Annotated in this window: 29 protein-coding genes and 4 pseudogenes; 10 read left to right on the top strand and 23 right to left on the bottom strand. The window is 59.3% G+C overall.

What is annotated here, in order from left to right:
- Nucleotides 1-61: 61 nt before the first annotated feature.
- The 3 genes and pseudogenes from THECO_RS03845 (at nucleotide 62) to THECO_RS03835 (ending at nucleotide 2,002) form a co-directional block, all read left to right on the top strand.
- Nucleotides 62-661 (top strand): TetR/AcrR family transcriptional regulator, encoded by a 600-nt coding sequence (locus tag THECO_RS03845; RefSeq protein ID WP_015253754.1) that lies wholly within the window; start codon nucleotides 62-64, stop codon nucleotides 659-661.
- Between the two features lie 27 nt (nucleotides 662-688).
- Entirely contained in the window at nucleotides 689-1,147 is a 459-nt protein-coding gene (locus THECO_RS03840; RefSeq protein WP_015253753.1) for a DUF2269 family protein, read from the top strand.
- Nucleotides 1,148-1,220: 73 nt separating this feature from the next.
- Nucleotides 1,221-2,002: pseudogene (locus THECO_RS03835) on the top strand (alpha/beta fold hydrolase).
- Between the two features lie 46 nt (nucleotides 2,003-2,048).
- Here the strand turns inward: THECO_RS03835 and THECO_RS22660 are convergent.
- Complete coding sequence (locus THECO_RS22660) at nucleotides 2,049-2,246, bottom strand: hypothetical protein (RefSeq protein ID WP_408646064.1); 198 nt, start codon at nucleotides 2,244-2,246, stop codon at nucleotides 2,049-2,051.
- Nucleotides 2,247-2,458: 212 nt separating this feature from the next.
- Between THECO_RS22660 and THECO_RS03830 the strand changes: the two genes are divergently transcribed.
- Together THECO_RS03830 and THECO_RS20965 are read left to right on the top strand one after the other, a co-directional pair.
- On the top strand, nucleotides 2,459-2,902 hold the full coding sequence (locus THECO_RS03830; RefSeq protein WP_015253751.1) for a MarR family winged helix-turn-helix transcriptional regulator: 444 nt from the start codon (nucleotides 2,459-2,461) through the stop codon (nucleotides 2,900-2,902).
- A 69-nt stretch (nucleotides 2,903-2,971) separates the two neighbouring features.
- A pseudogene (locus THECO_RS20965) lies at nucleotides 2,972-3,178 on the top strand (manganese catalase family protein); the annotation flags it as partial.
- A 99-nt stretch (nucleotides 3,179-3,277) separates the two neighbouring features.
- On the opposite strand, the gene THECO_RS03825 reads toward THECO_RS20965, so the two are convergent.
- The 13 genes and pseudogenes from THECO_RS03825 to THECO_RS03775 form a co-directional block, all read right to left on the bottom strand.
- Nucleotides 3,278-3,604, bottom strand: a complete 327-nt coding sequence (locus THECO_RS03825) for an AzlD domain-containing protein (protein WP_015253750.1) — start codon at nucleotides 3,602-3,604, stop codon at nucleotides 3,278-3,280.
- Nucleotides 3,601-4,302 carry an AzlC family ABC transporter permease gene (locus THECO_RS03820; RefSeq protein ID WP_015253749.1) on the bottom strand — a complete coding sequence of 234 codons (702 nt, stop codon included), beginning with the start codon at nucleotides 4,300-4,302 and terminating at the stop codon, nucleotides 3,601-3,603. Before THECO_RS03820 ends, THECO_RS03825 begins: the two co-directional genes overlap by 4 nt.
- 143 nt (nucleotides 4,303-4,445) lie before the next feature.
- Nucleotides 4,446-5,015, bottom strand: coding sequence for a DUF4256 domain-containing protein (locus THECO_RS03815; RefSeq protein ID WP_015253748.1), 570 nt, complete (start codon nucleotides 5,013-5,015; stop codon nucleotides 4,446-4,448).
- 119 nt (nucleotides 5,016-5,134) lie between these two features.
- A pseudogene (locus THECO_RS22560) lies at nucleotides 5,135-5,269 on the bottom strand (patatin-like phospholipase family protein); the annotation flags it as partial.
- Between the two features lie 18 nt (nucleotides 5,270-5,287).
- Nucleotides 5,288-5,659: pseudogene (locus tag THECO_RS22800) on the bottom strand (stalk domain-containing protein); the annotation flags it as partial.
- A 52-nt stretch (nucleotides 5,660-5,711) separates the two neighbouring features.
- A complete protein-coding gene (locus THECO_RS22160; protein WP_232427778.1) occupies nucleotides 5,712-5,924 on the bottom strand; it encodes a YHYH domain-containing protein in 213 nt (70 codons plus the stop codon).
- Between the two features lie 179 nt (nucleotides 5,925-6,103).
- Nucleotides 6,104-6,541 carry a hypothetical protein gene (locus THECO_RS21550; protein WP_157373516.1) on the bottom strand — a complete coding sequence of 146 codons (438 nt, stop codon included), beginning with the start codon at nucleotides 6,539-6,541 and terminating at the stop codon, nucleotides 6,104-6,106.
- Between the two features lie 88 nt (nucleotides 6,542-6,629).
- Complete coding sequence (locus tag THECO_RS03800) at nucleotides 6,630-7,802, bottom strand: ABC transporter permease (RefSeq protein ID WP_015253745.1); 1,173 nt, start codon at nucleotides 7,800-7,802, stop codon at nucleotides 6,630-6,632.
- The gene (locus THECO_RS03795) at nucleotides 7,781-8,416 is read right to left on the bottom strand and encodes an ABC transporter ATP-binding protein (protein ID WP_015253744.1); all 636 of its coding nucleotides are present in this window, start codon (nucleotides 8,414-8,416) and stop codon (nucleotides 7,781-7,783) included. Before THECO_RS03795 ends, THECO_RS03800 begins: the two co-directional genes overlap by 22 nt.
- A complete protein-coding gene (locus THECO_RS22155) occupies nucleotides 8,413-8,649 on the bottom strand; it encodes a hypothetical protein (RefSeq protein ID WP_232427742.1) in 237 nt (78 codons plus the stop codon). The genes THECO_RS03795 and THECO_RS22155 overlap by 4 nt, the downstream gene beginning before the upstream one ends.
- Nucleotides 8,650-8,755: 106 nt before the next feature.
- Nucleotides 8,756-9,388 carry a glycoside hydrolase family 11 protein gene (locus THECO_RS03785; RefSeq protein WP_041853783.1) on the bottom strand — a complete coding sequence of 211 codons (633 nt, stop codon included), beginning with the start codon at nucleotides 9,386-9,388 and terminating at the stop codon, nucleotides 8,756-8,758.
- A gap of 27 nt (nucleotides 9,389-9,415) precedes the next feature.
- Nucleotides 9,416-10,306 (bottom strand): formylglycine-generating enzyme family protein, encoded by an 891-nt coding sequence (locus tag THECO_RS03780; RefSeq protein ID WP_015253741.1) that lies wholly within the window; start codon nucleotides 10,304-10,306, stop codon nucleotides 9,416-9,418.
- A 77-nt stretch (nucleotides 10,307-10,383) separates the two neighbouring features.
- Nucleotides 10,384-11,016, bottom strand: a complete 633-nt coding sequence (locus THECO_RS03775) for a glycoside hydrolase family 11 protein (RefSeq protein WP_015253740.1) — start codon at nucleotides 11,014-11,016, stop codon at nucleotides 10,384-10,386.
- Between the two features lie 395 nt (nucleotides 11,017-11,411).
- Here THECO_RS03775 and THECO_RS03770 point away from each other — a divergent pair, with 395 nt between their 5' ends.
- Entirely contained in the window at nucleotides 11,412-12,434 is a 1,023-nt protein-coding gene (locus THECO_RS03770; protein WP_015253739.1) for a glycoside hydrolase family 76 protein, read from the top strand.
- 71 nt (nucleotides 12,435-12,505) lie between these two features.
- Here the strand turns inward: THECO_RS03770 and THECO_RS21935 are convergent, their stop codons facing one another.
- The 7 genes from THECO_RS21935 to THECO_RS03735 all read right to left on the bottom strand — a co-directional run bounded on the left by THECO_RS21935 (nucleotide 12,506) and on the right by THECO_RS03735 (nucleotide 20,603).
- Nucleotides 12,506-13,549, bottom strand: a complete 1,044-nt coding sequence (locus tag THECO_RS21935) for a glycoside hydrolase family 76 protein (RefSeq protein ID WP_015253738.1) — start codon at nucleotides 13,547-13,549, stop codon at nucleotides 12,506-12,508.
- 14 nt (nucleotides 13,550-13,563) lie between these two features.
- On the bottom strand, nucleotides 13,564-14,733 hold the full coding sequence (locus THECO_RS21930) for a glycoside hydrolase family 76 protein (protein ID WP_041853782.1): 1,170 nt from the start codon (nucleotides 14,731-14,733) through the stop codon (nucleotides 13,564-13,566).
- An 8-nt stretch (nucleotides 14,734-14,741) separates the two neighbouring features.
- Nucleotides 14,742-15,635: a carbohydrate ABC transporter permease gene (locus THECO_RS03755; RefSeq protein ID WP_015253736.1), complete on the bottom strand. Its 894-nt coding sequence runs from the start codon at nucleotides 15,633-15,635 to the stop codon at nucleotides 14,742-14,744.
- 13 nt (nucleotides 15,636-15,648) lie between these two features.
- Nucleotides 15,649-16,527: a carbohydrate ABC transporter permease gene (locus THECO_RS03750; protein WP_052835820.1), complete on the bottom strand. Its 879-nt coding sequence runs from the start codon at nucleotides 16,525-16,527 to the stop codon at nucleotides 15,649-15,651.
- A 39-nt stretch (nucleotides 16,528-16,566) separates the two neighbouring features.
- A complete protein-coding gene (locus THECO_RS03745) occupies nucleotides 16,567-17,859 on the bottom strand; it encodes a glycoside hydrolase family 125 protein (RefSeq protein ID WP_015253734.1) in 1,293 nt (430 codons plus the stop codon).
- Nucleotides 17,860-17,919: 60 nt separating this feature from the next.
- Nucleotides 17,920-19,257, bottom strand: coding sequence for an ABC transporter substrate-binding protein (locus THECO_RS03740; RefSeq protein WP_015253733.1), 1,338 nt, complete (start codon nucleotides 19,255-19,257; stop codon nucleotides 17,920-17,922).
- A 188-nt stretch (nucleotides 19,258-19,445) separates the two neighbouring features.
- Complete coding sequence (locus THECO_RS03735; RefSeq protein ID WP_041853781.1) at nucleotides 19,446-20,603, bottom strand: GntR family transcriptional regulator; 1,158 nt, start codon at nucleotides 20,601-20,603, stop codon at nucleotides 19,446-19,448.
- A 179-nt stretch (nucleotides 20,604-20,782) separates the two neighbouring features.
- On the opposite strand from THECO_RS03735, the gene THECO_RS03730 reads away from it, so the two are divergent.
- Together THECO_RS03730 and THECO_RS03725 are read left to right on the top strand one after the other, a co-directional pair.
- Nucleotides 20,783-20,977: a helix-turn-helix transcriptional regulator gene (locus tag THECO_RS03730; RefSeq protein ID WP_015253731.1), complete on the top strand. Its 195-nt coding sequence runs from the start codon at nucleotides 20,783-20,785 to the stop codon at nucleotides 20,975-20,977.
- Between the two features lie 15 nt (nucleotides 20,978-20,992).
- Entirely contained in the window at nucleotides 20,993-21,370 is a 378-nt protein-coding gene (locus THECO_RS03725) for a hypothetical protein (protein ID WP_015253730.1), read from the top strand.
- Nucleotides 21,371-21,742: 372 nt separating this feature from the next.
- On the opposite strand, the gene THECO_RS03720 is transcribed toward THECO_RS03725, so the two are convergent.
- Nucleotides 21,743-22,984 carry an ISL3 family transposase gene (locus THECO_RS03720; RefSeq protein WP_015253098.1) on the bottom strand — a complete coding sequence of 414 codons (1,242 nt, stop codon included), beginning with the start codon at nucleotides 22,982-22,984 and terminating at the stop codon, nucleotides 21,743-21,745.
- 112 nt (nucleotides 22,985-23,096) lie between these two features.
- On the opposite strand from THECO_RS03720, the gene THECO_RS03715 reads away from it, so the two are divergent.
- Nucleotides 23,097-23,810, top strand: a complete 714-nt coding sequence (locus tag THECO_RS03715) for a hypothetical protein (protein ID WP_157373515.1) — start codon at nucleotides 23,097-23,099, stop codon at nucleotides 23,808-23,810.
- A gap of 83 nt (nucleotides 23,811-23,893) precedes the next feature.
- Here the strand turns inward: THECO_RS03715 and THECO_RS03710 are convergent, their stop codons facing one another.
- A complete protein-coding gene (locus THECO_RS03710) occupies nucleotides 23,894-24,475 on the bottom strand; it encodes a TetR family transcriptional regulator (RefSeq protein WP_015253728.1) in 582 nt (193 codons plus the stop codon).
- Between the two features lie 168 nt (nucleotides 24,476-24,643).
- Here THECO_RS03710 and THECO_RS03705 point away from each other — a divergent pair, with 168 nt between their 5' ends.
- On the top strand, nucleotides 24,644-25,465 hold the full coding sequence (locus THECO_RS03705; RefSeq protein ID WP_041853780.1) for an SDR family NAD(P)-dependent oxidoreductase: 822 nt from the start codon (nucleotides 24,644-24,646) through the stop codon (nucleotides 25,463-25,465).
- Nucleotides 25,466-25,634: the final 169 nt, after the last annotated feature.

Raw genomic sequence — 25,634 nt, 5'->3', positions numbered from 1 at the left:
GTTTGATAAAATAACGCCAAACCGATTACGCTGACATCGTCCGGAAAGGAGACCGCGGCCATTGAAACGGGAAACGAAACGGGAACAGACCAGGGAGCGGCTGCTGGAGGCCACCCGGTCGCTCATCCTGGAAAAAGGGTGCGACCATCTGACGCTGAACGACATCATGGAGCGGGCCGGGCTGTCCAAGGGGGGCATTTTCCACCACGTCAAGAGCAAGGATGAGCTGCTGATCCGGATTCTGGAAGAACGGGCGGAGGAGACGAATCGCCGGTTCAACGCGGCGAAGGAGCGGGAGAAGTCGTTCGCGGCTCCGTTCCGCAGCATCGCCGACAGCCTGCCGGAACTGGAAAATCCCGATGACGCGGGCAACCGGGTGTTCGTCCATCTGCTCGGACGAATCAGCCGCCCCGAAGTGCGCGGCGCGCTCCGGCAATTCTACGAGCAGACGCTGCGCCTGTCGAAGCAGTGGATCGCGTCCGGCCAGGAGGCCGGCGTCATTCCGGCGTCCGTGGACGCGGACAAGTCGGCCGAGCTGTTCGTCCTTCTCTCGCTCGGCCTGCGCGTGCGGGGGATGCTGCTCTCCGGCGCCGGCGGCAACGCTTTTGACGCGGAGGATTTCAAGCGGCTCATCGAACGCTGGCTGCAGCCGGAACCTTGAGGGGCATTCATAAGGAGGTGAAGTCGGATGACTTTGCTGTTGTTCCTGCACATTGCCGGCGCCGTTCTGCTGACGGGCAACATTGTGACCGCGGCGTTCTGGCACTGGCACGCGCAGCGGACGGGAAGCGCGGAAGTCATTCATTTCTCGGCGAAAACCGTCATGAAGGCCGACCTCGCCTTTACGCTGCCCGGCATTCTGCTGATCGTCGGCTCGGGCGCGGCGATGGCGGAGCGGTCGGGCTATGGCGGGGCGTTCAACTGGCTGACCCTGTCCCTCCTGCTCTTCGGCCTGACCGGCTTGATCTGGCTGGCCGTGCTGCTGCCCCTGCAGCGGAGCATGATCCGGCTCAGCGCGGAGGCGCTCGGCACCGGCACCTTGCCGCGCGCCTACTCGCGGGCGCTCGTGAACTGGTACGTGTTCGGAACGGCCGCCGTTCTGCTGCCCGTCGCCGTGCTCTATCTGATGGTGGCGAAACCGTTCTGACATTCGGGCATGTTTCCCTCTCCCGGCGAGTATGCTGAAGTGATGGTGACTTTTGGGTCGGGAGGAATGGAAGATGGGCGAATATATAACCGTGGAACCGGGAGTGAAATTGTACGTCGAAATCTGAACCCCGGAAGCGGCAAGACGATCGTGTTCATCCACGGCTGGCCGCTGAACCACAAGCAGTTCGAATATCAGTTCGATGTGCTGCCCGCCTTGGGATTCCGCGTCATCGGCATCGACTGGCGCGGCTTCGGCAATTCGGACAAACCGTACACCGGATACGACTTCGACCGCCTGGGGGACGACCTCCGCGCGGTGTTCGAGCAGAAGCAATTGCAGAACGTCGTGCTGGCGGGCCATTCGGCAGGCGGCGCGATCTCGATCCGCTACATGGCCCGGCACCAGGGGCACGGCGTGTCGAAGCTCGTCCTGATTGCCGCGGCCGCGCCGACCTCCTTCACGCCGGAGACGGCGGACCGGTATCTGGCCGTAAACAGCGGCGACCGGCCGAACCTGATCCGGCATGTGGCGGACAGCTTCTTCTTCCGCTATGCGACCGAGCCGTTCAGGGAATGGTTCATCAGCCTGGGGCTGCAGGCGGCGGGCTGGTCGACGGCGGCGATGATCCGGCTGCTCCGGGACACGAATCTGGCCAACGATCTGGCCGCGATCCACGTGCCCACGCTGATCATGCACGGCATCCACGACCAGGTGGTGCCGTTCGCGATGGCGCAGGAGCAGCATGCGCGCATCCCGCAGTCCCGGCTCGTGCCGTTCCCGTACAGCGGCCACGGTCTGTTCTGGGAAGAACGGGAAGAGTTCAACCGGTTGATTGCGGAATTCGCGGGTTGACGGCCGGGCCGGATCGAACGCCGACAGCCGCCGGACGCGGGCGACTTCATATCCGCCGGCGAAGCCAGCGCCAGCCCGGCAAGTGCGGGATGCTGCCGTCTTCGGGAAGCGGCAGGACGCTGCTGCCCAGATCGACCGGCCCGTTCGGGAAAAGCGGAGAGAGGTTCACAATCCGGCTCAGGAAAGCATACAAATCCGGCAGCACTTCCCTTCCGGCACCGCTCTTGGGCAAGATCTTCGGCAAAAATGCGCCGTCCGGCGTGCGCGCCTTGCCGTCCTGCCCGCGTTCTCTGCCCTGCTATACGTCTGTATATTCCTCCATTTCCAAGTTCAGACTTCCACTCACCGTATTATAAGCTATAGATCTGCCTGTCATTCATTCCGGTTGACAATCGCCGCATATCGGGTATTCTATAATTAGAATTCTAATTATATTTACCGCACGGAGGATCGGACATGCCGCACTCGGAATGGCATTGGGATCAAGGGCCGATCGGCCGGCTCGTGAAGACGGGCTACATCACGCTGCGCCGGGAGGTCGAGCGGATGCTGCGCCCCGTCGGCCTTACGCATACGCAATGGAGCGCCCTCGGCGTCATCCTCCATTTTCCCGGCATCACGCCTTCGCAGTTGGAACAGATTCTGATGATCGAGCGGCCGAGCGTCACCAGCCTGATGAACGGACTGGAAAGCCGCGGGCTGATCGTGCGCCGGAGCAGCCCGGAAGACGGCCGGTCCAAGCAGATCTTCCTGACGGATGCGGGGAAAAAGCTGGCCGAGGAAACGCAGCATTTCGCCGTCGTCGTGGAGGAGCGGGTGAAGCAGGGCATGACGGAAGACGAATTCGAGACGCTCAAGGCGCTGCTCATCAAGCTGGTCAAAATCTTCGCTCAGCCGTAAGCGGGCAGCCATGGTCAGGTTGCCTCTGTCGCAGGATGAACACCCAATTGTTCCGGGAGTGAGGTTGACATGTTCTATCACGTGAAGGAGCTGCAGTATCAGGCGAAACCGGAAAGGCCCGATCCGCTGTTCGCCAAGAAGCTGCAGGAAGTGCTCGGCGGCATGAACCCCCAGCATGCCATCGTGACGGGGCTGGGCGCCGCGCCGACCGACAGCGTCGGCTACCCGTGGAATGCTGCGGCCGGTTCAACTATGTTGCGAATCCGAGACCGCTTGCGCCCGCACCGCATCTGCCTCCGGCGCCGCCTTACATTTACGACACGCCGCCGGGCGTCGTATCGGGCAAGGGACCGTTCGTTCCGCCTTGCTATTAAATTAAATTGGAAGCCAGGCCAGCAGCGCGGCGCAGACGACGCCCGTGACCACCGTCAGCAGCAGGCTGCGGGTAAGCAGCGCGACGGCCAGCGTCGGGATGAACGCCGCCCACTCGAGATTATCCGGCGAGATCCACGCCTCGCCCTCGGTCAGCACGGCCTGCGCCACCAGCGCCGTCATGACGGCAAGCGGCACATGCTTCAGAAATTTCATCACATAACCCGGCAGCTTCAGTCTGCTGATCAGGACGAGCGGCAGCGTGCGCGGAATGAACGTCACGACCGCCGTTCCGATCAGCATCCACAGAAATTCGCGGCTGACGCTCATCGCTCGGTCACCGCCCCCACAATCGCGGCCAGCACCGCCGCCGCCATGACGGCCATATAGCCCGGCAGCCAGATGAAGGCCAGCGCGAAACCGCCGACGGCGCAAGCGATCACGAGCAGGTCGCGCTTGTATTGCTTGCGCTGCAATACGATCATGGCCGCCAGGCCGATGAACATGGCCGGCAGCGCATAGTGCAGCCCGTATCGCTCCGGATCCGCGATCCACCCGCCGAGCAGCGCGCCGAGCAGATTGGCGGCGATCCAGTTGGCATGGGCCGTCACGTTGAGCCCGAACATCCACCTGTCCGCGTGGCGCTCGCCGCCGGTCAGCTTCCCTGCGGCCACCCCGAACGTTTCGTCGGTAAGCTGCGCCCCGATCAACAGATTCCTCAGCGGCGAATAAGCGGCGAACTTCGGCGCGATCGCCGCGCTCATCAGCAAATGGCGCAGGTTGACGAAGAAAACGGTCACCACGATGGACGCGACCGGCGCCCCCGCCATCACCATGCCCGCCGTGATGAACTGCGCCGACCCGGCGTACAGAAACAGCGACAGCAGCCCGATCTCCAGCAGGCTCATGCCCGCCGTCGCCTCGATCACCCCGGCCGCAAAACCGATCGACAAATATCCCAGCAGCGTCGGAACGCAATCCGCCACGCCCTGCCGGAACGACAACGTTACCGCCATCTGTCTGTCCACGATGTCCTCCCCCTTGCAAGTCCAATTAGCGATATTGTAACGGCGGATCCGTCAACGTTAAAGTCTTTTCATAAAAAAAAATGGAGACCGCATCCCGCGCGCATCTCCATTCTCATCTACACCGTTGTTCCCGTCCCCTCCAACTAAATTCTGAGCATTCCGCGGAAGCCTCTCGCGGCATAGTAGGATTCGGCGCCGTTGTGATAGACGAACACCGTATCATAGCGGCGGTCGCAGAACAGCGCGCCGCCGAGCCTGCGGATCTTCTCGGGCGTCTTGATCCAGCTCGACGTCTTCTTGTCGAACTCCCCGAGCTGCTGCAGCGACCGGTATTGCGCTTCCGTCAGCAGCTCGATGCCCATCGCGGCGGCCATGCCAACCGCGCTGTCCGCCGGCTTGTGCTCTTTCCTCGATTCCAGCGCCTCCTGGTCGTAGCAGACGCTGCGGCGTCCCTTCGGGCTTTCGGCCGAACAGTCGACGAACAGCATCTCGCCCGTCTCCGGGTCCCGTCCCACGACGTCCGGTTCGCCGCCGGTCCGTTCCATTTCATGGAGCGACCACAGCTTCCCGGGATCGGCAGCCTCCAGCCGGGCCTGCACATCGGCCCAGGCGATGCCTTCATGGCGGCCGGCGAACTTCTCAAAGCGCGCTTTCAGCGTCGCAAGCAGCGCGTCGCGCTCCGCGGGTGACAATGTCTTGCCTTGATCGGTCATGGACGAATCTCCTTTCTGGTGTCCAGTTCTTCCAGCCTGCGCGCAATGGCGGCCAGCGACTCGCGCGCGGCCTTCTCCCCCGCCTGAATGCAGATTGCGGATTCCTTGAACGACATGGCGCTCGTGCCGGTGATCATGTCGATCGGAATGCCGGCCTTCTCCAGTACTTTGATGACGCCGACATGCGCCGCGCCCCGGGCCGCGCCGCTGCCGAGCGCCAGCGCGACCTTCGGCCGGGCGCCCGGCTGCCGCACACTGCCGAATCGCAGATGCGCGATGCGGATGATCTGGCCGCCGCTGCGGATCAGCGCCTCGCGGACCACCTGCTTCAACTCCCGGACATTGCCGCCGAGGAACGGGAAGTTGCCGATCAGGTTCATCGCTTCCTGCGAGATCAGGCCGTCCGGCTCTTCGAATCCCGCCTCCGCGATGAAGGCGCGGACGAGCGCCGGGATATTGACAGCGGTGTTGTTCCCGACCTGCAAGACAACACTTATCTCTTTGTTCACAATCGTTACGGATTGCGTATTCGAATCCCAGGTTACGTCGGCATGAAGCAATTCAGCCACGGCTCTGAGCGGAAGATAGTTGCTGTCATTGATGATGAGAGGTTTCGGATTCAACTCCGCTTTTTGATCGTCGATGTACAGCGAAATGGAGGATTCCCGGAATTTCGGAGCTTTTCTTGATTGGCTTTCAGCACTTTTCGTGCCGCTTGTGGTCTTGCTGCTTGCCGACTTGCTGCTTGTCGTGCCCGTTGATGTTGCAGAGCCGGAAGTGTCCGATCCGCCTCGATGATAGTGGTACCCGTTTGCATAACCCTTTCGCTTTGGATTTCGCGGAACAATTATGTCCGCCATTGGCGTCCAGTCTGCCGGAATGAGCATTTGCAGCCGTTGCGCAAACCATGGACAGGGTCAAGAATACGGCCATCATTGCAGTCATTCTTTTCATCGTGCACCACCACAAGCTGTGCATATGTATTTATTTGAATATATATCACTATTTTTCCTGGCTGATCAATGAGAAAATAGAAACCGCTCCCCGAAGGCGGTTACACCTTCATGGAGCGGCTGTCTTGCCGGCTGCTATTCGTCCTTCACACCGGCCATCTGTTTCTTCAACTGATCCAGTTCCATTTCGGCGCGGAAGAGACGGGAAGCCATATATTCATGTTCCTGCTTGTTCTTGCCCAATTCCAGCATAATATCGTCAAGGCGGCGATCCATGCGCGATTCCATTCGATCGATCCGTTGTTCAAGCTGCCCGAATCGTACGTCGATCTGTTCGAATCGTCTGTCGATCTGTTCGAATCGTCTGTCGATCTGTTCGAATCGTCTGTCGATCTTTTCAAATCGTCTGTCGATCTGCTCAAATCGATCATTCATTTGACTTTTCAGCTGCTCGAACCGCTTCTCATTCGCCTCTTTCTCATCTTCAAATTGACTCTTCAACAAGCCAACCGTATAAATGAGATCACCTAGCAGCCCTTCGATCCGGTCCAGCCTTGCATCGACGTTGCTCAAGAACAACACCACCGACACGAATGTGTGTTCTCATATTACCATTTCTGGCGAACAACGTCAATCCGGTTGACAATCTGGCAGGCCCCGCCTACTCAAACCGCAACGCGTCGATCGGCTTCAGGTTCGCCGCCTTGTTGGCCGGGTACATGCCGAACACGACGCCGATCAGGATGGAAAATCCCATGGACAGCGCGATCATGTCCACGGAATGGACGACGTCGATCTTGACGAGCGACGATACCGCCCGGCCGGCGGCAAGCCCCAGTCCGACGCCGAGCAGGCCGCCCAGGGCGCTGATCGTCACCGACTCGATCAGAAATTGCATCAGAATGTCCCGCTTCTTCGCGCCGATCGCCTTGCGGATGCCGATCTCCCGCGTCCGCTCCGTCACCGACACGAGCATGATGTTCATGATGCCGATGCCGCCGACGAGCAGCGAGATGCCCGCGATTCCCCCAAGGGCGAGGGAGAGCGTGCCGGAGACGGACGCCGCGGTTTCCAGCATGTCCGCCTGATTGAACACGCGGTAGGCGTCGTCGCCATTGCGGAAAATTTTCGCCAGCCTCGCCTCCACTTCCGCCTGAACCGCATCCAGCGCATCCATCGACTCCGCCTGGATGTAGACGCTCCGCACGCCTTTGCTCCGGAACATCCGCTCCGCCGTTGTGAGCGGGATAACGGCCAGTTCGTCATTTGACCCAAGCGCGGAGCTCCCTTTCTCCGCGAGCAGCCCGACGACCTTGTACCGCACCCCGTTGATCCGCACATATGCGCCCACGGGATTTTCGGAACCGAACAGTTCCTCGGCCGTCGCCGACCCCAGAACCGCGACCTTCTGATGGAAGTCCAGATCGATCTGCGTGATGAACCGCCCCGCGGCGAGCTCGTAACCGCGCAGGGGAAAATAATCCGCGTTCGTGCCGACCACGTTCACGCCGGCGCCGGCCGTCCCGTATTTCAGCGTCGCGTTGTTGCTGTTATACGGCGCCGCGTATTCCACGCCTTCGATCCCGGCGAATTGCACCGCCTCTTCGTAAGCCAGCGTCGAGGTGACACCCCGGCCGAGAATATTGACCGTCAGCAGATTCGTGCCGAGACTCTGCACCTGCTCCTCGATCTGCCTTCTCGCGCCCTGTCCGATCCCGACCAGGGCGATGACGGAGCCGACGCCGATGATGACGCCGAGCATGGTGAGGACCGAGCGCAGCTTGTTGCCGAGGATGCTTTTGAACGCCATCTTCAGTCCCTGGCCGAAATGCATGCCGCTCCGTCCTCCTCTTCCAGCATCCCGTCGGCGATCCGCACGACGCGCTTCGCCTGGTCGGCCACGTCCATGTTATGGGTGATGAGAATGATCGTATGCCCTTCCCGGTTCAGCTCCCGCATCAGCTCCATCACTTCGCCGCTCGTCTTCGAATCGAGCGCTCCCGTCGGCTCGTCGCCGAGGAGGACGGGCGGATTTCCGGCCAGCGCCCGCGCGATCGCCACGCGCTGCTGCTGGCCGCCCGACAGTTCGGACGGGCGGTGGCGCGTCCGGTCCGCCAGCCCGACTTTGCGCAGCGCCTCCAGCGCCCGCTCCCGCCGTTCGGCGCCTCTCATGCCCCGGTAGATCAGGGGCAGCTCTACATTTTCAAGCGCGGTGAGCTTCGGCAGCAGATTGAAGTTCTGAAAAATAAACCCGATCTTCCGGTTGCGGATTTCCGCCAGCCGGTTCTCCGGCAGACGGCTCACTTCCTCCCCTTCCAGCCAATACTTGCCCGAGGTGGGGGTGTCCAGACAGCCCAGGATGTTCATGAGCGTCGACTTGCCGGAACCCGAAGGCCCGATGATGGCGACGAATTCGCCGTAACCGACCGTCAGCGACACCCCGTTCAACCTTCGGCGACGGTGCCCGCAGACGCCGCCGCAACGGTTTTCCGCTCCACCGGTTCGATGCTTCCGGTTCCCGATACGGAAGCCGTCAGCGTGCCTCTCTGGACGGCGGCCATCGTCTGCGCCGCCAATCCGCGGACCGGTTCTTCCCGCTGCTGCAGCCACAGCCATCTTCCCGCCGCAATGGCCGCAACGAGCGCCGCCCCGACGGCGATGTACCGCCATTTTCGCTTCACCGGCAATGCCCATCCTTTCCATCCAGGTGTTACCGGCACAAATTATGAAAGACCACCCTGAATGGAAGCTGAAGGAAAGCTTAAGATGAGCTGAAAATGGACGGCATTACCACACGGTGACGCTCGCCTGTCCCGCGGCGCTGCCCCCTTCGACGGCCAGAATCTGGTGCAACCAGTTGTTCCCCAAGGGCATGCCGGCGTCTTCCCACGCCTTCACATGCGCTTCGAGCGTAACCGTGGATCTCGAACCGATCGGCCGCTTCGTCTGGCGAACGCTCCAGTTTTGCTGGAACGTCTGCGTGCCTTCGGGAGACGGCGCATTGAACCGCAAGGCGTGATACAGATCGTACCAGGCCCCGTCGATGTAGACGGATCCCCGGTAATCGGCAGTGACGGGCCGCCAATTCCCCCAGTTTTCGACGACGCGGTATTCGACGAGCGGATTTCTCATCCATCCGTACACCAACAGAAATGCGCTGCCGTCCGTCTGAAAATCGCTTGCAGTATAATGGATGACCCGGCCCGGCGATCCAATCTGCCAGCCTTTGCCCGCGATGAACAGCGCGTTCCCGCTCCAGTCGACGGAATATTGGCCGTCCGGTCCGTTCACGGCGTTTACGTTTCCGTTGCCGTTCGTCCAGAAATACCAGTTCAGGTCCGCGCTTGCGTTCACGGCGAACAGTCCGTACAGCAGCGCAACGGCGGCCAGCGCCGCCGCCATCCGTTTCCTCCATCTCATCGCGTCTGTCCTCCTTTCAATACCGAATCAGGCATTGCGCGCGACGCGAAAACCCTGGTCTGGACCGACGCCGCTCGCGTCGAACATGCCCCGGAACTTGATCTCGAGGGTGTGGACGTCGCCGAGCCATCCGCCGCCGCGCACGACGCGGAACATGCCCGATTCCACCATCTGATCCTCATACCAGTCCCAGCACCATTCCCTGACGTTGCCCGACATGTCGTACAGCCCCAGTTCGTTCGCCTTCTTAGTTCCGACGGGCCGGGTGCGGTTCTCGTTGTTCTCGATGGACTGCCAGCTCCAGCCGCCTTTCAAATACCGGTTTCCGGCGTTGCGCCAGTTCCACGACACGTCGTCCGGCTTGTTGCCGCCGCTGTACTTGTAGCCCTTGCTTTTTTGACCGCCGCTCGCGGCGTATTCCCATTCCAGTTCCGTCGGCAGCCGGTAGCCGTTCGCCCCTTCGTTGATCGTGACGATCCATTTCAAGGGGTCGATCTCGCTCTTGTTGTCCGGGTCCGCCTGACTTTTGTCGATGTTGTAATACGGCTCGAGCCCCTCCATCAGGCTCCTGCGGTTGCAGTACTCGATGGCCTCGTACCAGCTGACCGAATCGACCGGGAGATTGTCGCCCCTGAATTTGGACGGATTGCTTCCCATCACGGCCGTCCATTCCTTCTGCGTGACTTCATATTTGCCGATGTAGAAATCCTGAACGGCGACCTCCCCGCCGGAGTAATTGGAACGCTTGTGCTTAAATGTCCCCCCTTCAACCAAAACCATCTGATCCGACAAAAGCTTCCCGCCCGTCCGATCCGTCTGTTCCGCCCCGCTCACCTGCACGCTCGAACATCCGCCGACCGCAACAGCCGCAGCCACCAGGACAAAAACCGCGCAGACCAACGTCTTCTTTTTGCTCACGATACGCCCCCCTTTGCTTGAACAGATGCTGCCAAAAAGAGAAGGCCGCCGGCTGGACAGCCGGCCGGCCCGTCTCATTACCAAACCGTGACGTTGGAGTATCCGCTGCTGTAATAGCCTTCGGTTGCGAGCACCTGGTAAGACCAGCTGCTGCCCATCGGCATGCCGGCAGCGCCCCATGCGTTCACGTGGTTCTCGAACGTGATGGAGACGTTGCTGCCCGTCGGGCGTTTCTGCTGACGAACGCTCCAGTATTGTTGGAACGTCTGCGTGCCGTCGATGGACGGTGCGTTGTAGCGCCAGCTGTGATAGAGGTCATACCATGCGCCGTCGCTGTACACGCTGCCCCGGTAGTCGCCGGTCGGGCGGTAGCTGCCCCAGCTGTCGACGACGTAGTATTCGATGAGCGGGTTGCGCGTCCAGCCGTACAGCGTCAGATACGCGTTGCCGTTCGGCTGCCATGCGCCGGCGTTGTAGTTGACAACCCGGTTGTGCGCACCGTATTGCCAGCCCTTGCCGATGACGAAGTTGCCGCTGTTGCTCCAGCTTACGCTGTAGTTGCCGCCTTGTCCGTTCGTCGCGTTCACATACCCGATGCCGTCCGTCCAATATTGCCAGTACGTGTTCGCGCTGGCGCCATTTACGGCGAACAATGCAGATACCATCGCCACGGCCACCAGCACCGCCATCAGTTTCTTTTTCTTGAACATTACTTTTCCCTCCTGTCAAAATGTGATTTTGATATGATAGCGCTTCCCAACCGACCAACAATCAACCGGTGTCAAATGCCGTATGCATTTTACATACACCTCCTTTGCAGGTAAATTATAGGATGTAAGCGCATTCTGTTCAATGTGAGAAATTAAAGGATTCCCCCCACAGATTTAATCGATTTCATTCCGGGCGGAAAATGGAACCATCCGGCTCCGGACAGCGTCCGGATGAGGCTGTTCTTCCCGGAGATATTTCGACATAACTTATAATATTGATATAATTTACATTATATCAATATATGTACTAAAATTTTTGTAAGCGCTGTCTATTGGCGGTTGGATCACTGCATGACCCACCATAACGGCAGAAATACCGAGGGGAGATCGAAACCGTGGACAATCAAGTGCTGACCGAAACCAGCCAGGCGGATTGGAACATCCGTGCGGAGACCGCCCAGGAGGAATTGATTTACAACTTCTGGAATCCCGAACTTCAGATCATGAACCAGCTCGCGCCCTGCGGCGGAAATTGCAATGATCATCTGATTTATTGGTGGCATGCCCATGTCGTCGACGTGCTGGTCGACGGATACGAACGAACCCGCAAGCACAGCTACCTGGACCGGATCGACCGGGTCGTCGCCGGCGTCCGGCAATTGAACGGCGAGACGCTGCTGCACAATTACTACGACGACATGGAGTGGATGGCGCTCGCGCTGCTGCGCGTGTACGACGCGACGGGCCGCGAGGATTACAAGGAAGCGGTGCTGGTGCTCTGGGAAAGCATCAAAACGGCATGGAACGGCCATATGGGCGGCGGCATGGCGTGGAAGAAAGATCAGCTCGATTACAAGAACACCCCGGCCAACGCGCCCGCCAGCATTCTCGCTTCCCGGCTGTACCAGCGGTTCCGGCGCCCCGAAGATCTGGAATGGGCCCGGAAAATCTATCAATACAACAAGGACACGCTGGTGGACAAGGACACCGGTTTCGTCTGGGACGGCATCAACCGGCTGGGCGACGGCCGGATCGACAAAGACTGGGAATACACGTACTGCCAGGGCGTATTTCTCGGAGCCGGCATCGAATTGTACCGCATCACCGGAGACCGGACGTACCTGGACGATGCGCTGCGCACGGCGAGAACTTCATTGGAGCGTTTCGTCCTGCCGGACGGCATGCTTCCCGACGAAGGCAAGGACGATTGCGGGCTGTTCAAAGGGATCTACATCCGCTATTTGCGGGAGCTGCTCCGCATTCGGCCGGAGCTGTCGGACATCCGACGGATGATGCTGCACAACGCCGAGACACTGTGGCGGCAGGGACGGGATGAGAAGGGCCTGATCAGCCGGAACTGGAAGGACCGGCCCGAAAGGGTCGTGCAATTGTGCGCCAGCTCAGCGGAATCATGCTGATTGAAGCCGTCGCCTCCCTCTAACCGCGCAACCATTCAGGGGCCGCCCCTCATGGGAACGGCCCCTTCCCTTTATGCAATCCGCGTCATCGCCTCGAGCAGCATGACGCCGCTCAGCTGCGTCGACAGTTCGACCGGATATCCCGCCGGCGCGTCCCAGCGCTCGCCGAACAGCGGCCGGTCTCCATCGAGGCGGCCGCGCCGCCACAGCGACTCCGCGTTCGTCTCCAGCAGCCCGATCCACGGTGCCGCTTCCCCGGTTGCCGCAGCTTCCGCGGCGAGCAGGGCGAGATACCGGACGAAAATGCCTTTGAACAACCCGCCGTCGCCGCCGCCTTCCGGGGGCAGCACGCCTTCGGGAGACGCCAGCACCGCTTTCGCCGCCGCGGCGGTCCGCAGCGCCTGATCCCGGTACGCTTCGACCCCCGTCATGCGATACAGTTCCAGCGCCGCGCCGATGAACACGCCCTGACAGTACGTGAACTTCCAATCCTTGTCGATCGCCCCGTCGCCGAGGCGGTTCATCCCATCCCACACGAATCCGGACTCGGGATCGACCAGATGGCGGAGCTGCCACTCATGGATGCGCAGCACCCATTCCAGATCCGATTCCCGGCCGAACGCCCGGTACAGCCGCGCCGCCAGAATGGCCGCCGGCGCGTTCGCCGGCGTGTTCTTGTAATCCGGCTGCGATTTCCGCCAGGCGATACCGCCGCCGCAATGGTCGTTCCACCCGCCCCGGATGTCCGCCCACAGCTCCAGAACCGCGGCCTTGTACCGTTCGTCGCCGGTTGCCTGATAGGCGCGGAGCCAGGCGATCGCCATCCATTCCATGTCGTCGTACAGCTCGTTGATCCATGTGCCGCCGTTCCGTTCCAGCAGACCGTCATAGATCTGGCGGAGCCGTTGCTCATACAGCGGATCGCCGGTGCGTTCGAACGCATCCGTCAAATTCTCGACCGCGTGCGCCATCCACCAGTAGTGGAAAATCGTGTTGCATTTCCCGTCGGGACAGGGCGTTGCGATATTGTACATCCGGATCGCATCATTCCAGAACATCGCATCGAGCGCCTGCTGCGCCTCGTCCGCCCTGCGCCGGCATTCATCGGCTTTCATCTCATCCGCTCCCGTCATCCGATGTCAAGCATCTCAAGTTGTTCCAGCACCGCGAGCATTTCGAGCAGCATCATGCCGCTGAGCTGCGTGCTGAGCTGCACGACCGCATCCGGCTTCTGCGCCCAGGAGTTGCTGAACAGCGCGGCATCCGGATGTTTGCCGTACGCCCACAGACTTTCGCCGTTGGTGAGCAGCATCCGCACCAGTCCGTCCGCCCGGCCGGGGTCTTCTTTGATCAGCTCGGTCAGGTACCGCACCAGAATGCCCTTGAACAGCGCGCCGTCGCCGTCGCCTTCGGAGGGCAGCATGCCCGTGGCGGGGCTCGTCATCTGCCGCTCGACATACGCGGCCGTCTTCCACGCTTCATCCAGGTAGCTCCGGTCCCCCGTCGCGCGGTAGAGCTCGACCGCCGCGCCGATGTAGACCCCCTGGCAATACGTGAACTTCCAATCCTTGTCGATCCGGCCGTCGCCCTGCCGGTTGATGCCGTCCCATACGAGGCCCGTCTCGGGGTCGACGAGCGTCTGCCGCTGCCACTCGAAAATGCGCTTCGCCCATTCGAGATATTGCTCGTCGCCGAATCGGTCGTAGAGCCTCGCGCCGAGGATGACAGCGGGGGCGTTGGCGGGCGTATTTTTGTAGTCGAGCTGCTCCTTCCGCCAGGCGATGCCGCCGCCCATCTCGTCGTTCCATCCCGTCAGGATGTCTTCCCAGAGGATGAGCGCGGCTTCCTTGTACCGCTCGTCGCCGATCTGGTCATAAGCCCGCAGCCAGGCGAGGGCCATCCATTCCATATCGTCGTAATAGGCGTTGGGAAAAATGGTGTTCCGATCCAGAATCCCCTGGTACATCGCGTCAATCCGCTGCCGGTAGCCGTCGTCCTTCGTCCGGGCGTAACCGTCAACCAGCGTGTCGAGCGCGTGGGCCTGCCACCAGTAATGGAACGGATCGGTGCACAGCTGCAGCATGCAGGGGGCTGCGTTGTTGTGAAGCCCCCGCTTCTCGTCCCAGAACTGTTGGAGCAGCTCCTGCTGCGCAAGTTCGGCGCGCGCCGACCAGAGACCGCCGCCGCGTCCGCCCCGCTCGCCGCCGAAGACCGCCGTGCAGACCCATACGCCTGCGGCAACGAGCAGTCCCGCAACAACCGCCGCAATCGTCAACCATGTCCGCCGTTTCCTTGCCATGGCCGCGCTCACCCTTTGATCCCGCTGAAGGCGATGCCCTGGGTGAAGTAGCGCTGCAGGAAGAGGAACAGGATCAGGATCGGCAGCACGGCGACGAGCGCGCCGGCCATCATCGGGCCGTAGTCCGTCTGGTAATTGTACGAGAAGGCCTGCAGCCCCATCTGGATCGTATGCTTCGCGGGATCGTTCAGCACGATCATCGGCCACAGGAACGCATTCCAGCCGGTCTGGAAGGTGAAGATGCCGAGCGTCGCCAGGGCGGGCTTCGTCAGCGGCAGGTAGATCCGCCAGAAGATCCGGAACTCGCCTGCCCCCTCAATGCGCGCCATCTCCATCAGGTCGCTCGGCAGCGTCAGGAAGAACTGGCGCATGAAGAACACCGCGAACGAGCCGGAAGCGCCGGGGAGAATGACGCCCCAGAACGAGCCTATCAGCCCGAACCCGCCGCGCCCGAGGATGTCGTTGCCCCCGAGCAGCGGCAGATGTTTCAGCACGAAGAAGCTCGGGATGAGCGTCACGACGCCCGGGATCATCATCGCGGCGAGCAGGATGGCGAAGAGCGGCTTGTTCAGCCGGAACCGGAGCTTTGCGAACGCGTACCCGCTGAGCGAGCCGAAGAACAGGTTTGTCAGCACCCCCATCGTCGCGAGAAAGAACGAGTTCCAGAAATACAATCCGAACGGCACGGTCCGGAAGGCGTTCTGGTAATGCTCGAAGGTGATATGGGAAGGCAGCCAGCGGATCGGAAGGGAGAAGATTTCCTCATCCGGCTTGATCGACGTCATCAGGCTCCAGAAGAACGGCAGGAACATGAAGACGGACATCGCGATCGCCAGGATATAGAAGACCGCGGCGCGTACGTTTCGCGAAAACGGCGAGCTGCCAATGTCATGGGCGCGCATCAGTCTCATCCTCCTAGACAAACGTTTCGTCGGATTTCGAGATCCGCATGTTCAGAATGGAGAAGATCAGGATGGACAGCGCCAGCACGAACGCCTGCGCCGAGGCGTACCCCATCTGCAGCTGGTTGAACCCTTGCTGGTAGATCAGATAGACGGGCGTCTTCGTCGCATTGGCGGGCCCGCCCTGCGTCAGCACGAACGCCTGGTCGAAAAGCTGCAGCGCGCCGATGATGGACATCGTGCTCACGAGAAACGTCGTCGGCTTGAGCTGGGGCCAGGTGATGTAGCGGAAGCTTTGGAACCGGTTCGCCCCTTCCAGCCGCGCGGCTTCGTACATGTATTCGGGAACGCCCTGGAGCCCGGCCAGATAGATGACCATGTTCGCGCCGACGGACTGCCAGAGCGTCACCATCACGATCGAGGGCATCGCGGTGTTGGTCTGCGCGAGCCACGCCGGACCGGTGATGCCGAGATAGCCGAGCAGCGCGTTCACCAGGCCGTACTCCGGATGGAGCAGCCACAGCCATACCGTCGCCGCCGCGACGGCCGACGTCAGCGTGGGCAGATAGGCGGCCGTCCGGAACAGCTTGACGCCGAGGCCGGCCCGGTTCAGCAGCAGGGCGATCGCCAGCGAAATCGCAATGTTCAGCGGGATGAAAAGCACGGCGTAATACAGCACGTTCCGGAACGTCCGCCACAGCAGGTCGTCGTGGATCAACCGCTCGTAGTTGGCGAAACCGACCCAGTTCATCCGGTTCAGGACGTCGTAATCCGTAAAGCTGAGGTACAGCGCCATGACCACCGGGATGACCGTAAAGACGGTGAACAACAGCATCGTCGGCGTGATGAACACGCAGGCCGTCCGCGCTTCATGCCGTCCAAGGGATTTCATGGATGACACGGTGAACCCCTCCCTTGCATCTCCATGCGCTCACTTCTCGATGCGGATGCCGCAGATGTCAAGCGCCAGTTCGCAGAACATCATGTTGGCCCAGGAAAACCATTCCCTCGTAAAACGGGCCGGGTCATTGGCGTCGAAACTTTCGTGCATCATGCCGGCACCGCCGTCGGTCTCGACCATCAGCCGGAGCTTGCGCTTCTTCTCCTCCGGATCGCCCGTCGTCAGTCCTTCCATGGCGATCGCGATATGCCAGACGTAGCCGGCCGGCGTGTGGGGACTGCCGATGCCCCGCCCCGCGCTTCCCTCGTAGTAATAGGGATTGTGCTTGCTCAGGATGAACTTCCGCGTGTTCAGGTAGACGGGATCGTCGGCGCCGGTGTAGCCGAGGTACGGAATGGACAGCAGGCTCGGCACGTTCGCGTCGTCCATCCATACATACCCGCCCATTCCGTCACATTCATAAGCGTATATCGGGCCGAACTCCGGATGCTCGCAAACGGCGAACTCCCGGATGCCGCGGTCGATCTCGGCGGCCAGCGAAGCCGCGCGTTGCACGAGCGCCTCGTCCTTCAGCACGTCCCGGCCGATCTCCTGCAGATAGCGCAGCACGACCACCGCGAACATATTGGAAGGAACAAGATAGCCGTAGGTGCAGGCGTCGTCGCTCGGCCGGAAACCGGACCAGGTCATGCCGGTGTAGCGCGTCTCCGCCCCCCGGCCGTCCCGGATCAGCGTGTCGGTCGGCACGCCATTCAGGCGCTGGAAGCGATAGGAAGAATCGCGTTCATGATGCTGCTCCCGCCGCCACACCTCGAGGATCAGATCGACCGCCTGGCGGAACGTCCCGTTGAATTGCGCGGTCAATCCGGCGTTTTTCCACAGCAGCCAGCTGAGCTGGATCGGATAGCAGAGCGAGTCGATCTCGTATTTCCGCTCCCAGATCCACGGATTCATCTCCGTGATGTCGCTCTGGTGGCCCTGACCGTTCGGGGCGGCGTTGAACGCGTTCGCGTACGGATCGAGCCGAATGAACCGGAACTGCCTCTCGATCAGCCCGAGAATCATGCCGGCGATCTCCTCGTCTTCCTTCGCCAGCAGGATATAGGGACGGACCTGCGCGGCGGAATCGCGCAGCCACATGGCCGGAATGTCCCCTGTGATGATGTACGTGGTGCCGTCGGGCAGTCGTTGGATCGTGCGTTGGAGCGTATTTTGCATGCAGGTTGCGAAAATGTCGGCCGCTTCGGGCATGTCGGCCAGTCTCCGGCGAACCGTCTCGATCAGCCGAATGACCGATTGCGGCGTTTTCAACATTTGGGTCATGATGTCTGGCACCTCCGGGTTGGGATGAAAAAGGGGAGGGCAAGCCTCCCCTCATGTCCGTTACTTGACGTCGGCGTTCTCTCTGAGCAGCCGGTCGCCTTGTTCCTGCGCCTTGCCGAGCGCTTCTTCCGCGCTGAGATCGCCATTCATGAACAGCTGCAGATTCGGGATGAGTCCGTCGACTTCCATCACGGAATATCCGGGATGCTGCGGACGGATCTTCGCGAATTCCAGCGTTTCAAGGAACGGCTTCCAGAACGGATCGTCCGCGAAGAACGGATCTTCGAGCGCCGGCTTGAAACCGGGGATGTTGAGGCTGGTCTTCGCCCACAGCAGCGCGTTGTCCTTGTTCGCCAGCCACCACTTGATGAACTCCCAGGCTTCTTCCTTGTGCTTCGAGCCTTCCGGAATGACGAGGCCGAATCCGCCCATCACGCTGCCGCGGTCGCCGTTCGGTCCGGCCGGCGGCGGCACGATGCCGAAGTCCAGCTCGCCCCCGTATTTCTTGTAAGTGCTGAGCATCCACGGGCCCGTGTAGTGCATCGCCATCTTGCCGGTGACGAACACGTCCTGTCCTTCGCCCAGCCCCTGCTCGAAACCGATCTTGTACACCTTGTCTTCGTTGAGCAGCTGGTCCCAGAACCGGAGGACGGAAAGTCCCTGCTCATTGTTGAAGTTGGTCTTGCCGTCTTCCGTGATCATCGTGCCGCCGGCCTGCTGGAGATACATGTTGAACAGCCCGACGTCCGACAGCGAGAATCCGGATACTTCCAGCTTGTTGCCGTTCCACTTCGTCAGTTTGCGGGCCGCTTCCCGGAGTTCATCCCAGGTTGCGGGCGGCTCCACGCCCGCTTCTTCGAGCAGCTTCTTGTTGTAGAACAGCGCGCGCGCATCCACCGTCAAGGGCAGACCGTACAGCTTCCCGTCGTATGAAAGCTCTTTCAAAGCTTCGCCGTAAAAATCGTCCCGCGATATGCCGTCCCGGTCCATGTACTCGTCGATCGGGTGCAACACGTTCTTCGGCGCATAGAGCGACGTTCTCCACCGGTCCCAGAACAGGATGTCCGGCGATCCGCCCGAAGTGGCGGCGGTCAGGAACTTGGTGATCATATCCTGCTGCAGCACGTACTTCACGCGGATCCGGTCCTGGGACTTGTTGAAGGCGTCCACCATCGTCTCGAACTGCTTCTGGCCTTCGCCGCCCCAGTCGCCCCAGAAGGTGAGCTCCACCGGTTTGCCGCCCGAAGCCGAAGACTTCCCGTCGTTCGACCCGCCCGATGAACCTCCGCCCTGGCCGTTCCCGCCGGAACCGGCGCCGTCGTTCTTGCCGCAGGCGGCCAACAGCGTCAGCGCCGCAATCAGAACCATCGTGAGTAAAACGCTGCCCAGTCGTTTCATGGTCACAACCCCCACAACCAGAATGATAAGCGCTTACAGTTATTATATTAAAGACACAATAATGATATGTCAATATATTTGTTTGTCGAATTTGGTATATTATTTTCGAGGGCGGAAAGAGGTGCAAAAAGCCCGGAATCGACTTCCGGGCTTGCCTTTTCGGTTTGGGCGGCTGACTTTTGGGGAACTCAGCGTGTCGACGAACCTTCAATGATCCGGTACGGGATTATGTTGTGCATCTGGACTTCTTCCCCGTCCCACAGCTTCTCCAGCAGATCCACGGCTTTGCGGCCCATCGCAAATTCATCCTGCCGCACATGCGTGAACCGGTGGTTGCCGAACGGCTCGTCCGGGGAATCGAAGCAGACGATCTGACAGTCTTCGGGAATCCGCTTGCCGAGACTGATCAGCGCCTGGTGCACGATGAGCGCGAGGTTGTACTCCGCGACGACGAATGCCGTCAGATGCGGATTCCCTTCGACAAATCGCCTCACCGTCTCGATGTCGACGCTGATATTGCGGCTCTCGAAGGAGCGCGGCAGCGAGCTGTACAGATTCGTCATCATGTGGCCCGGCGGAAGGCTCAACCCGCGCTTCGCGAACGCCATCGTGAAGCCGATGATCCGGTCCTCGATCGTCGACGTGTTGTCCGCCGGCGCGGATATGAAGCCGATCTGCGTATGCCCGCGCTGGATCAGGCGGTCGGTCAGCTCGAACGCGGCCTGCCGGTTGTCCGTGTAGACCGCGGCGGTGGCGATCCCTTTCAGATAGCGGTCGATCAGCACGACCGGGAATTTGTCCAGCACCAGCCGGACGAGCTCGGGGTTGTAATGTTCGCCATGCACCGGGAAAATGACGATGCCGTCAACGCCGAGATGGATGAAGGAACGGATCGCTTCCTCTTCCTCTTCGCGGTTGTCGTAGGTCAGCTTGATGAACATGCGGGCGCCGATCTGCGAGCACCGCTCCTCGACGCCATGAATGAGCCGGAGGCCGTAGGAATCGGCGAAGTCCGGCAGGATGAAGGCGATCGTCTTCATCGGCGACGCGGACCGGGCCGGCGCGTTCTTGGCACCGTCTTCTTCCTGGTCCCCGTTCGGATCCAGCGGCTTCAGACTGTCCAGGTCCGGCAAGTTTTGCGAGACGAACGAGCCTTTGCCCTGCACCCGTTCGATCACCTTCTGGAGCGCCAGCAGCTCCAGCGCCTTCTTCGATGTAATGCGGCTGACGTTGAAGTGATCGGCCAGTTCTTTCTCCGACGGCACCCGATCCCCGCTCGTCAGTTCGCCGTTTTTGATTTTTTCTAATAAATGGTTGTATATTCGCTCGTACAGCGGGACGTTCATCTTGTGCATCATCCTTATCACCATATCTTGATATATCAACTATACCTCTTGATTTCGGATATATCAATCAAAAACTTTACAATTGGTGTAAAGGACGCTTTACGTAAAGGTTGCATTACATTAAAATGGAAGTGAACGCTCGGCTTGACTTGAATCATTGAACATCCGGGGTGGGACATTTGAAAAACAGACTGCCGGAGTACCGAAAAAAATACAATCTGTCCCAGGACAAATTGGCCGAGATGCTTGAGGTGACGCGGCAAACCATCATTTCGATCGAAAAAGGCAAATACAATCCTTCGCTGCCGCTTGCGATCAAAATCGCCCGCATTTTTCATACCGCCGTGGAAGAGATTTTCATTTTGGATGAATAAGAAAGGAGTGCGGACATGCTGTCCAAAAAACTGCTGATCCTCTTCGGCTTTGGCTGGCTGGTGATAGGCGGCTTTCTGGCACTGGTTCAATTCATGACCAGCGACGCCAAAAATTTCGAAAACTTCTTTGTCATCGCAAGTTTGGCGATCATCAGTTTCACCATGGCCGATTTGGCGCCTCACCTGCAGCGCAAAGACGAAAGAATCCAATATATTCGGCAAAAAGGCGCGTTTTATACCTCCATCCTCACCCTGTTTTACTGTGTTGTGATTTGGTTGTTGACGCAATACGGCAATCTTGAGATCAGCGTCAAACAAGCCGTCCTCATTATGCTCTCACTCGTCAGTTCCACGCTGTTTCTCTCCTGGTTCGTGTTGTCGAGGAAATATTGACAGGACAGGAACCTTCCCGGGCGTGTCGGCCGCTGAAATGGTCCGTGCTGAACCCCGAGCTGCCTTCCGGACACCGGCTTGCCCGGTGTCCTTTTCTTCCTTCCCCATTGAACCCCGCACTGTTGCAGGACGGAGCTCGTCTCGGACGTACCGATTTCATAAGCATCCATAAAGAGTTTATTATTCTATTTTATTCTAGTTTATGTTAATATATAGAATGAAAGCGTTTTATAGAAAGGAGGGGTTTATAGAGCAAACGCGGAATGGGTGACGGTCATTCCCAAAGCGACGAAGTACGGTGAACGATCAATCCGGTAAAGGAGGAAATTTTCATGAGAAAAATGGGCTCAACATCAAAGTTAGTGCTTGACTTTATGTACCAAATCGTTCACGGTTACATTCGACCAGAAGTCCTTGTACGTAACGTTCCCGGTTCCGGGTGAAGTAATGTCGGCGTTGAAAGGCTTTCATTCGGTTGTTTCTTCCTTCAACCGCCGCATTGGTCCACCGACAGGAGTGATAATTGACGATCTCCGTTCGCCAGTTTCGCATCGTTTTGATGCAGGTGGCTACTGCCGGATGCTGAAAATGTTCCCCTTGTCCCAGCCAGCGGTCAAACCAGATGGCAGCTACTTTGGCGTCCGGTGCACCGTCGTACCATTCCCCAAGCGCTTCTTTCCAGGCATGAACCTGCTGTAAAAGCGACGAATAGCTGAGGATTTCTTGTAACTCCTGCTGCTTTTCAGGGGGCAACGATGCTGCCTGGGGGTTTAGAAGCCGGTGTTTGGCTTTGAGGTTTGCCCGGGCTCTGGCCGACAGCGAACCCTGTACGTCTTTTCGGACCGCCTGAAGGGCATCGATCACGTAACGCGTCACGTGAAACCGGTCCGCGACTCGAAGGGCATCAGGAAAACATTCCTGAATCCAGGCATGGTAATAGGGAGCCAGATCCATCACCACCGCCTTGGGACGAAGCGCCAGAAACTCCGGATGCTTATGCGCATAATCCCGCAATTCTTCCAGTTTGCGTCCGGGCAAAATATCCAGCAACGTCTCGCCTCGGAGGTTATGGATGCCGGTATTGTAGGTATGACCTTTTCGAATCGCAAAATCGTCGATGCCCAGTACGAGATGGCGGCTGCTGGCGGCCTCTTTCCACGCCAATTGCCGAAGCCGTTCACTTTCCACCGACAACCATCGTTGGTGTTTGATCTGCAAGGTGCTGGCCGGCATGCGATGAATCTCCGCACTCTGCTTGACGGTGGAGACCGACGCGGTGTGAATGGCCTGTTGCTCGGACGCGGTACTGTAGCGTTTGCCAGGACCGACAAACGAGTACCGCCAAACAAAACCGGCATGACAACTCTTGCAGAACAGACGAATGGCCGGAGCCAGGAGATAAACGATTTTGCCGAAAGCGTCAGCATGCCGAATTTTCCGGGTTTGGTTGCTGCCTTTGCGAATGACCGAACGATCCGAACGGCAAATGGCGCAAGCCTGCTTGCGTGACTTTGGAACAACCTGAATATGGATCGTTTGCTCATCAATTTCCACAATCTGTTGAACATTTACCTCTGGTAAATTGACTAAAAGATCAGTATACTGGTTGTGCATCTGTCATTCCTCGAGTTGGATTGGTCGCACAACCATCTTATGGAATGTACAGATGTTTTTCAATTTTGGCTCTACATGTTGTCAAGCACTATGTTTGGTATAGAGCCGAAAAATGTACGGCAAATTTCTTGTCTTGATGCTTTCATCGATTTTATGCGTAATATCCGTTTTCGATGGTGTCAGCAATGCCCATTCATCCCATTCCTCCTCTTCGAGTACGGAACAGTTTGCAGAGATGATCGCAACGTATCACGATCATGCGGTCGAACTCACTGACGAGGAATTTTCGCAATTGCAACAGGTCATTCTCGAAAAATGGGATCAGGGCGAAATCGAAACCGTTGAACCGAAAAGCAAATTTGATTTTGACAGAGCCAGGGGAACCGCATTCGACGGGGAATTGGAGAACGTAAAGACGTATTATGTGTTTATTCCCTTCCGGGAATCGGCGGGCCACTTTATGCCGCTCAGCGGAATAACCTTCGCTTTCGCAAATGACGGAACCATCGTTCAGGCACACGAAGTCATCATTGACGAGGCGGAAAATGCATTTGATATCAAAATTTACAGCAACGGTGCGTTGATCGGCTCCCATGTTGTGGATGGAATATCGGGCCATAGTGACGGGATGGTGAGACCTTTCGGCTACTGGGAAGATGTGGCGGAATGTCTCCAAAATTTTGGTGCGGACGGAAGCATCGTTGCAACGGCGCTTGCGGCCTGTTCACTTGTTTGCCCTGTGACAGGGCCGGCCGGCTGTGCGGTTTGCATCGGCATTTATTTGGCAGTTGACGCGGGTGTCATTGTCGGCTGTCTTCTTCAATAAAGAACGGGAAAAGGCATTGTTCCGGCTGCGGGCTGCGGGACAATGCCTTTTTTGCCTTTTCGCCGCATCGCGCTCCTCCTCTGTCAAGACATGAACAGCCTGTCAATCAAAGACATCAGGTACGGAAGCGCCTCCTCGGCCAATGCTTCAGCCGTCTCCTCGCGGCGGGCGCTCCATTGGACGACGATGCCGACGATCGACCAGCTGATCATGGTCGCCACCCGTTCCAGTCGCCGTCTGTCCGCATGCGGCGGCTGCGCTTGATCCAGGCAGTCCATGATGACGCCGTACAACTGCCGCTTTACGCCTTCCTCCATGGCCTGGGTCAACGTCCGCCTCGCATTCAGACGCCGCGTCGTTTCAACCTGCCAGTGGCAGACGGCCAGCATCAGGCGGCGCACCAGTTCGGCTCCCCGAAGATTCGCGTCTTGCGGAATCCAGGAAGCCAGCGTCTCGGCGAACAGGTCGGCCATCGTCGCGTCAAGAAGCTGGTATTTGTCCTGGTAATGGTTATAGAAGGTCGCACGGTTCAGTTCGGCGCGGTCCACAATATCCTGTACGGTGATGTCTTCGAAATCTTTGACCGCCAGCAAATCGATGAATGACTGCCTGATCATCGCCCTCGTCCGTTTGACGCGCGGATCATTGTTCCGCACACGCCTCATGCGTTCCTCACCTCTTCCGGAATTTCGCCGATTTCTCCGAACTGTCGATTAGTCGACACCATCCCGGTTTTGCGGATGGATCGGGGACCGGTCCCGTTCTAGCATATCTTATATAAATGTTGATTAGTCGACAAGTATCGAAAAATTCGGAGAGAGGGGATTGGATCGATGGACGATCTTTTCGTCTCGGGAGGCACATCCGGCATGGGCCGGGGACTCGCCATGCATTATTTGCGCCGGGGAACGCGGGTGACGGTGACCGGCAGCGATCGCGCGAGAGGCGAGCAATTTCTGGAGGAAGCGGCGCGTCTCGGCGCCGCGGATCGGGCCGCGTTCATCCAGGCCGATCTGACGAAGCTTGCGGACAACCGCTTCGTCATCGACAAGGTCAAGGCGCGCCACTCCAAGCTTGACGGGCTCGTGCTGACGGCGATGCGCACCTATCCGCGGCGAGCGTTGACACCGGACGGATTCGAGAGCACGTTCGCGTTGTATTATGTCAGCCGCTTCGTGCTCAGCTACGGTTTGACAGAGTTGCTGGAGCGGGGCGAACGTCCGGTCATCGTCAGCGTCGGCGGCACCGGCATGACGAAGGGAGCGATCCACTGGGACGACCTGACGCTGCAGCATGGATACAGCCTGATTCGGGCGACGCTGCAGGCAGGCCGGGCCAACGATCTGCTCGGCGTCGCCTATGCGGAAAACCACAAGCACGGCAAAACCCGCTTCCTGCTGATCCACCCGGGCTACACGAACAGCGGCACGAACCACGTCAAGCAGCCGTGGAGAACGGTCATGCGGCTCATGGGCCGCCTGTTCGCCCGGCCCGTGGAGCGCAGCATTCAGCCGATGATCCGCCTGATGGACGACCCGCCGCCGCAGCCGCTCATCGCATGGGACCGCGACCGGCCCGTCGATCTGTCGCTGCCGACGCTCGACAGAACGAACGCGCTCCGGCTGTATGAGCTGACCAAACATCTGCTAAGTTGAACTTTTCCACGAAATATTTCCTGCATCCCGGGTCGGATATCCGTCATGAGGGAGTACCAGAGATCCGTACTGTACAAGCATTATTTCCCGAGAAATAATGCATTCGCATGGGGCCATCTGAACCGTATCCGTCGATGCATCGTCACATTTAAAAAAACACTATCCAATA

The sequence above is a fragment of the Thermobacillus composti KWC4 genome (assembly GCF_000227705.2).
Lineage (GTDB): Bacteria > Bacillota > Bacilli > Paenibacillales > Paenibacillaceae > Thermobacillus > Thermobacillus xylanilyticus.
Note: the sequence above shows the minus strand (reverse complement) of the source record. Positions and strands in the feature narration are given on the sequence as shown.

Excerpts from the sequence above, each read along its gene's own strand:
- THECO_RS03830 (WP_015253751.1), top strand. The coding sequence starts at position 2,459 with ATGCCGCACTCGGAATGGCATTGGGATCAAGGGCCGATCGGCCGGCTC.
- THECO_RS03775 (WP_015253740.1), bottom strand. The coding sequence starts at position 11,016 with ATGTTCAAGAAAAAGAAACTGATGGCGGTGCTGGTGGCCGTGGCGATG.
- THECO_RS03735 (WP_041853781.1), bottom strand. The coding sequence starts at position 20,603 with ATGAACGTCCCGCTGTACGAGCGAATATACAACCATTTATTAGAAAAA.
- THECO_RS03840 (WP_015253753.1), top strand. The coding sequence starts at position 689 with ATGACTTTGCTGTTGTTCCTGCACATTGCCGGCGCCGTTCTGCTGACG.
- THECO_RS21935 (WP_015253738.1), bottom strand. The coding sequence starts at position 13,549 with ATGAAAGCCGATGAATGCCGGCGCAGGGCGGACGAGGCGCAGCAGGCG.
- THECO_RS03750 (WP_052835820.1), bottom strand. The coding sequence starts at position 16,527 with ATGAAATCCCTTGGACGGCATGAAGCGCGGACGGCCTGCGTGTTCATC.
- THECO_RS03745 (WP_015253734.1), bottom strand. The coding sequence starts at position 17,859 with ATGACCCAAATGTTGAAAACGCCGCAATCGGTCATTCGGCTGATCGAG.
- THECO_RS03785 (WP_041853783.1), bottom strand. The coding sequence starts at position 9,388 with ATGAGATGGAGGAAACGGATGGCGGCGGCGCTGGCCGCCGTTGCGCTG.
- THECO_RS03710 (WP_015253728.1), bottom strand. The coding sequence starts at position 24,475 with ATGAGGCGTGTGCGGAACAATGATCCGCGCGTCAAACGGACGAGGGCG.
- THECO_RS03755 (WP_015253736.1), bottom strand. The coding sequence starts at position 15,635 with ATGCGCGCCCATGACATTGGCAGCTCGCCGTTTTCGCGAAACGTACGC.
- THECO_RS03725 (WP_015253730.1), top strand. The coding sequence starts at position 20,993 with ATGCTGTCCAAAAAACTGCTGATCCTCTTCGGCTTTGGCTGGCTGGTG.
- THECO_RS03815 (WP_015253748.1), bottom strand. The coding sequence starts at position 5,015 with ATGACCGATCAAGGCAAGACATTGTCACCCGCGGAGCGCGACGCGCTG.
- THECO_RS03825 (WP_015253750.1), bottom strand. The coding sequence starts at position 3,604 with ATGAGCGTCAGCCGCGAATTTCTGTGGATGCTGATCGGAACGGCGGTC.
- THECO_RS03720 (WP_015253098.1), bottom strand. The coding sequence starts at position 22,984 with ATGCACAACCAGTATACTGATCTTTTAGTCAATTTACCAGAGGTAAAT.
- THECO_RS03715 (WP_157373515.1), top strand. The coding sequence starts at position 23,097 with ATGTACGGCAAATTTCTTGTCTTGATGCTTTCATCGATTTTATGCGTA.
- THECO_RS03705 (WP_041853780.1), top strand. The coding sequence starts at position 24,644 with ATGGACGATCTTTTCGTCTCGGGAGGCACATCCGGCATGGGCCGGGGA.
- THECO_RS21930 (WP_041853782.1), bottom strand. The coding sequence starts at position 14,733 with ATGGCAAGGAAACGGCGGACATGGTTGACGATTGCGGCGGTTGTTGCG.
- THECO_RS03740 (WP_015253733.1), bottom strand. The coding sequence starts at position 19,257 with ATGAAACGACTGGGCAGCGTTTTACTCACGATGGTTCTGATTGCGGCG.
- THECO_RS22160 (WP_232427778.1), bottom strand. The coding sequence starts at position 5,924 with ATGGTTTGCGCAACGGCTGCAAATGCTCATTCCGGCAGACTGGACGCC.
- THECO_RS03800 (WP_015253745.1), bottom strand. The coding sequence starts at position 7,802 with ATGCATTTCGGCCAGGGACTGAAGATGGCGTTCAAAAGCATCCTCGGC.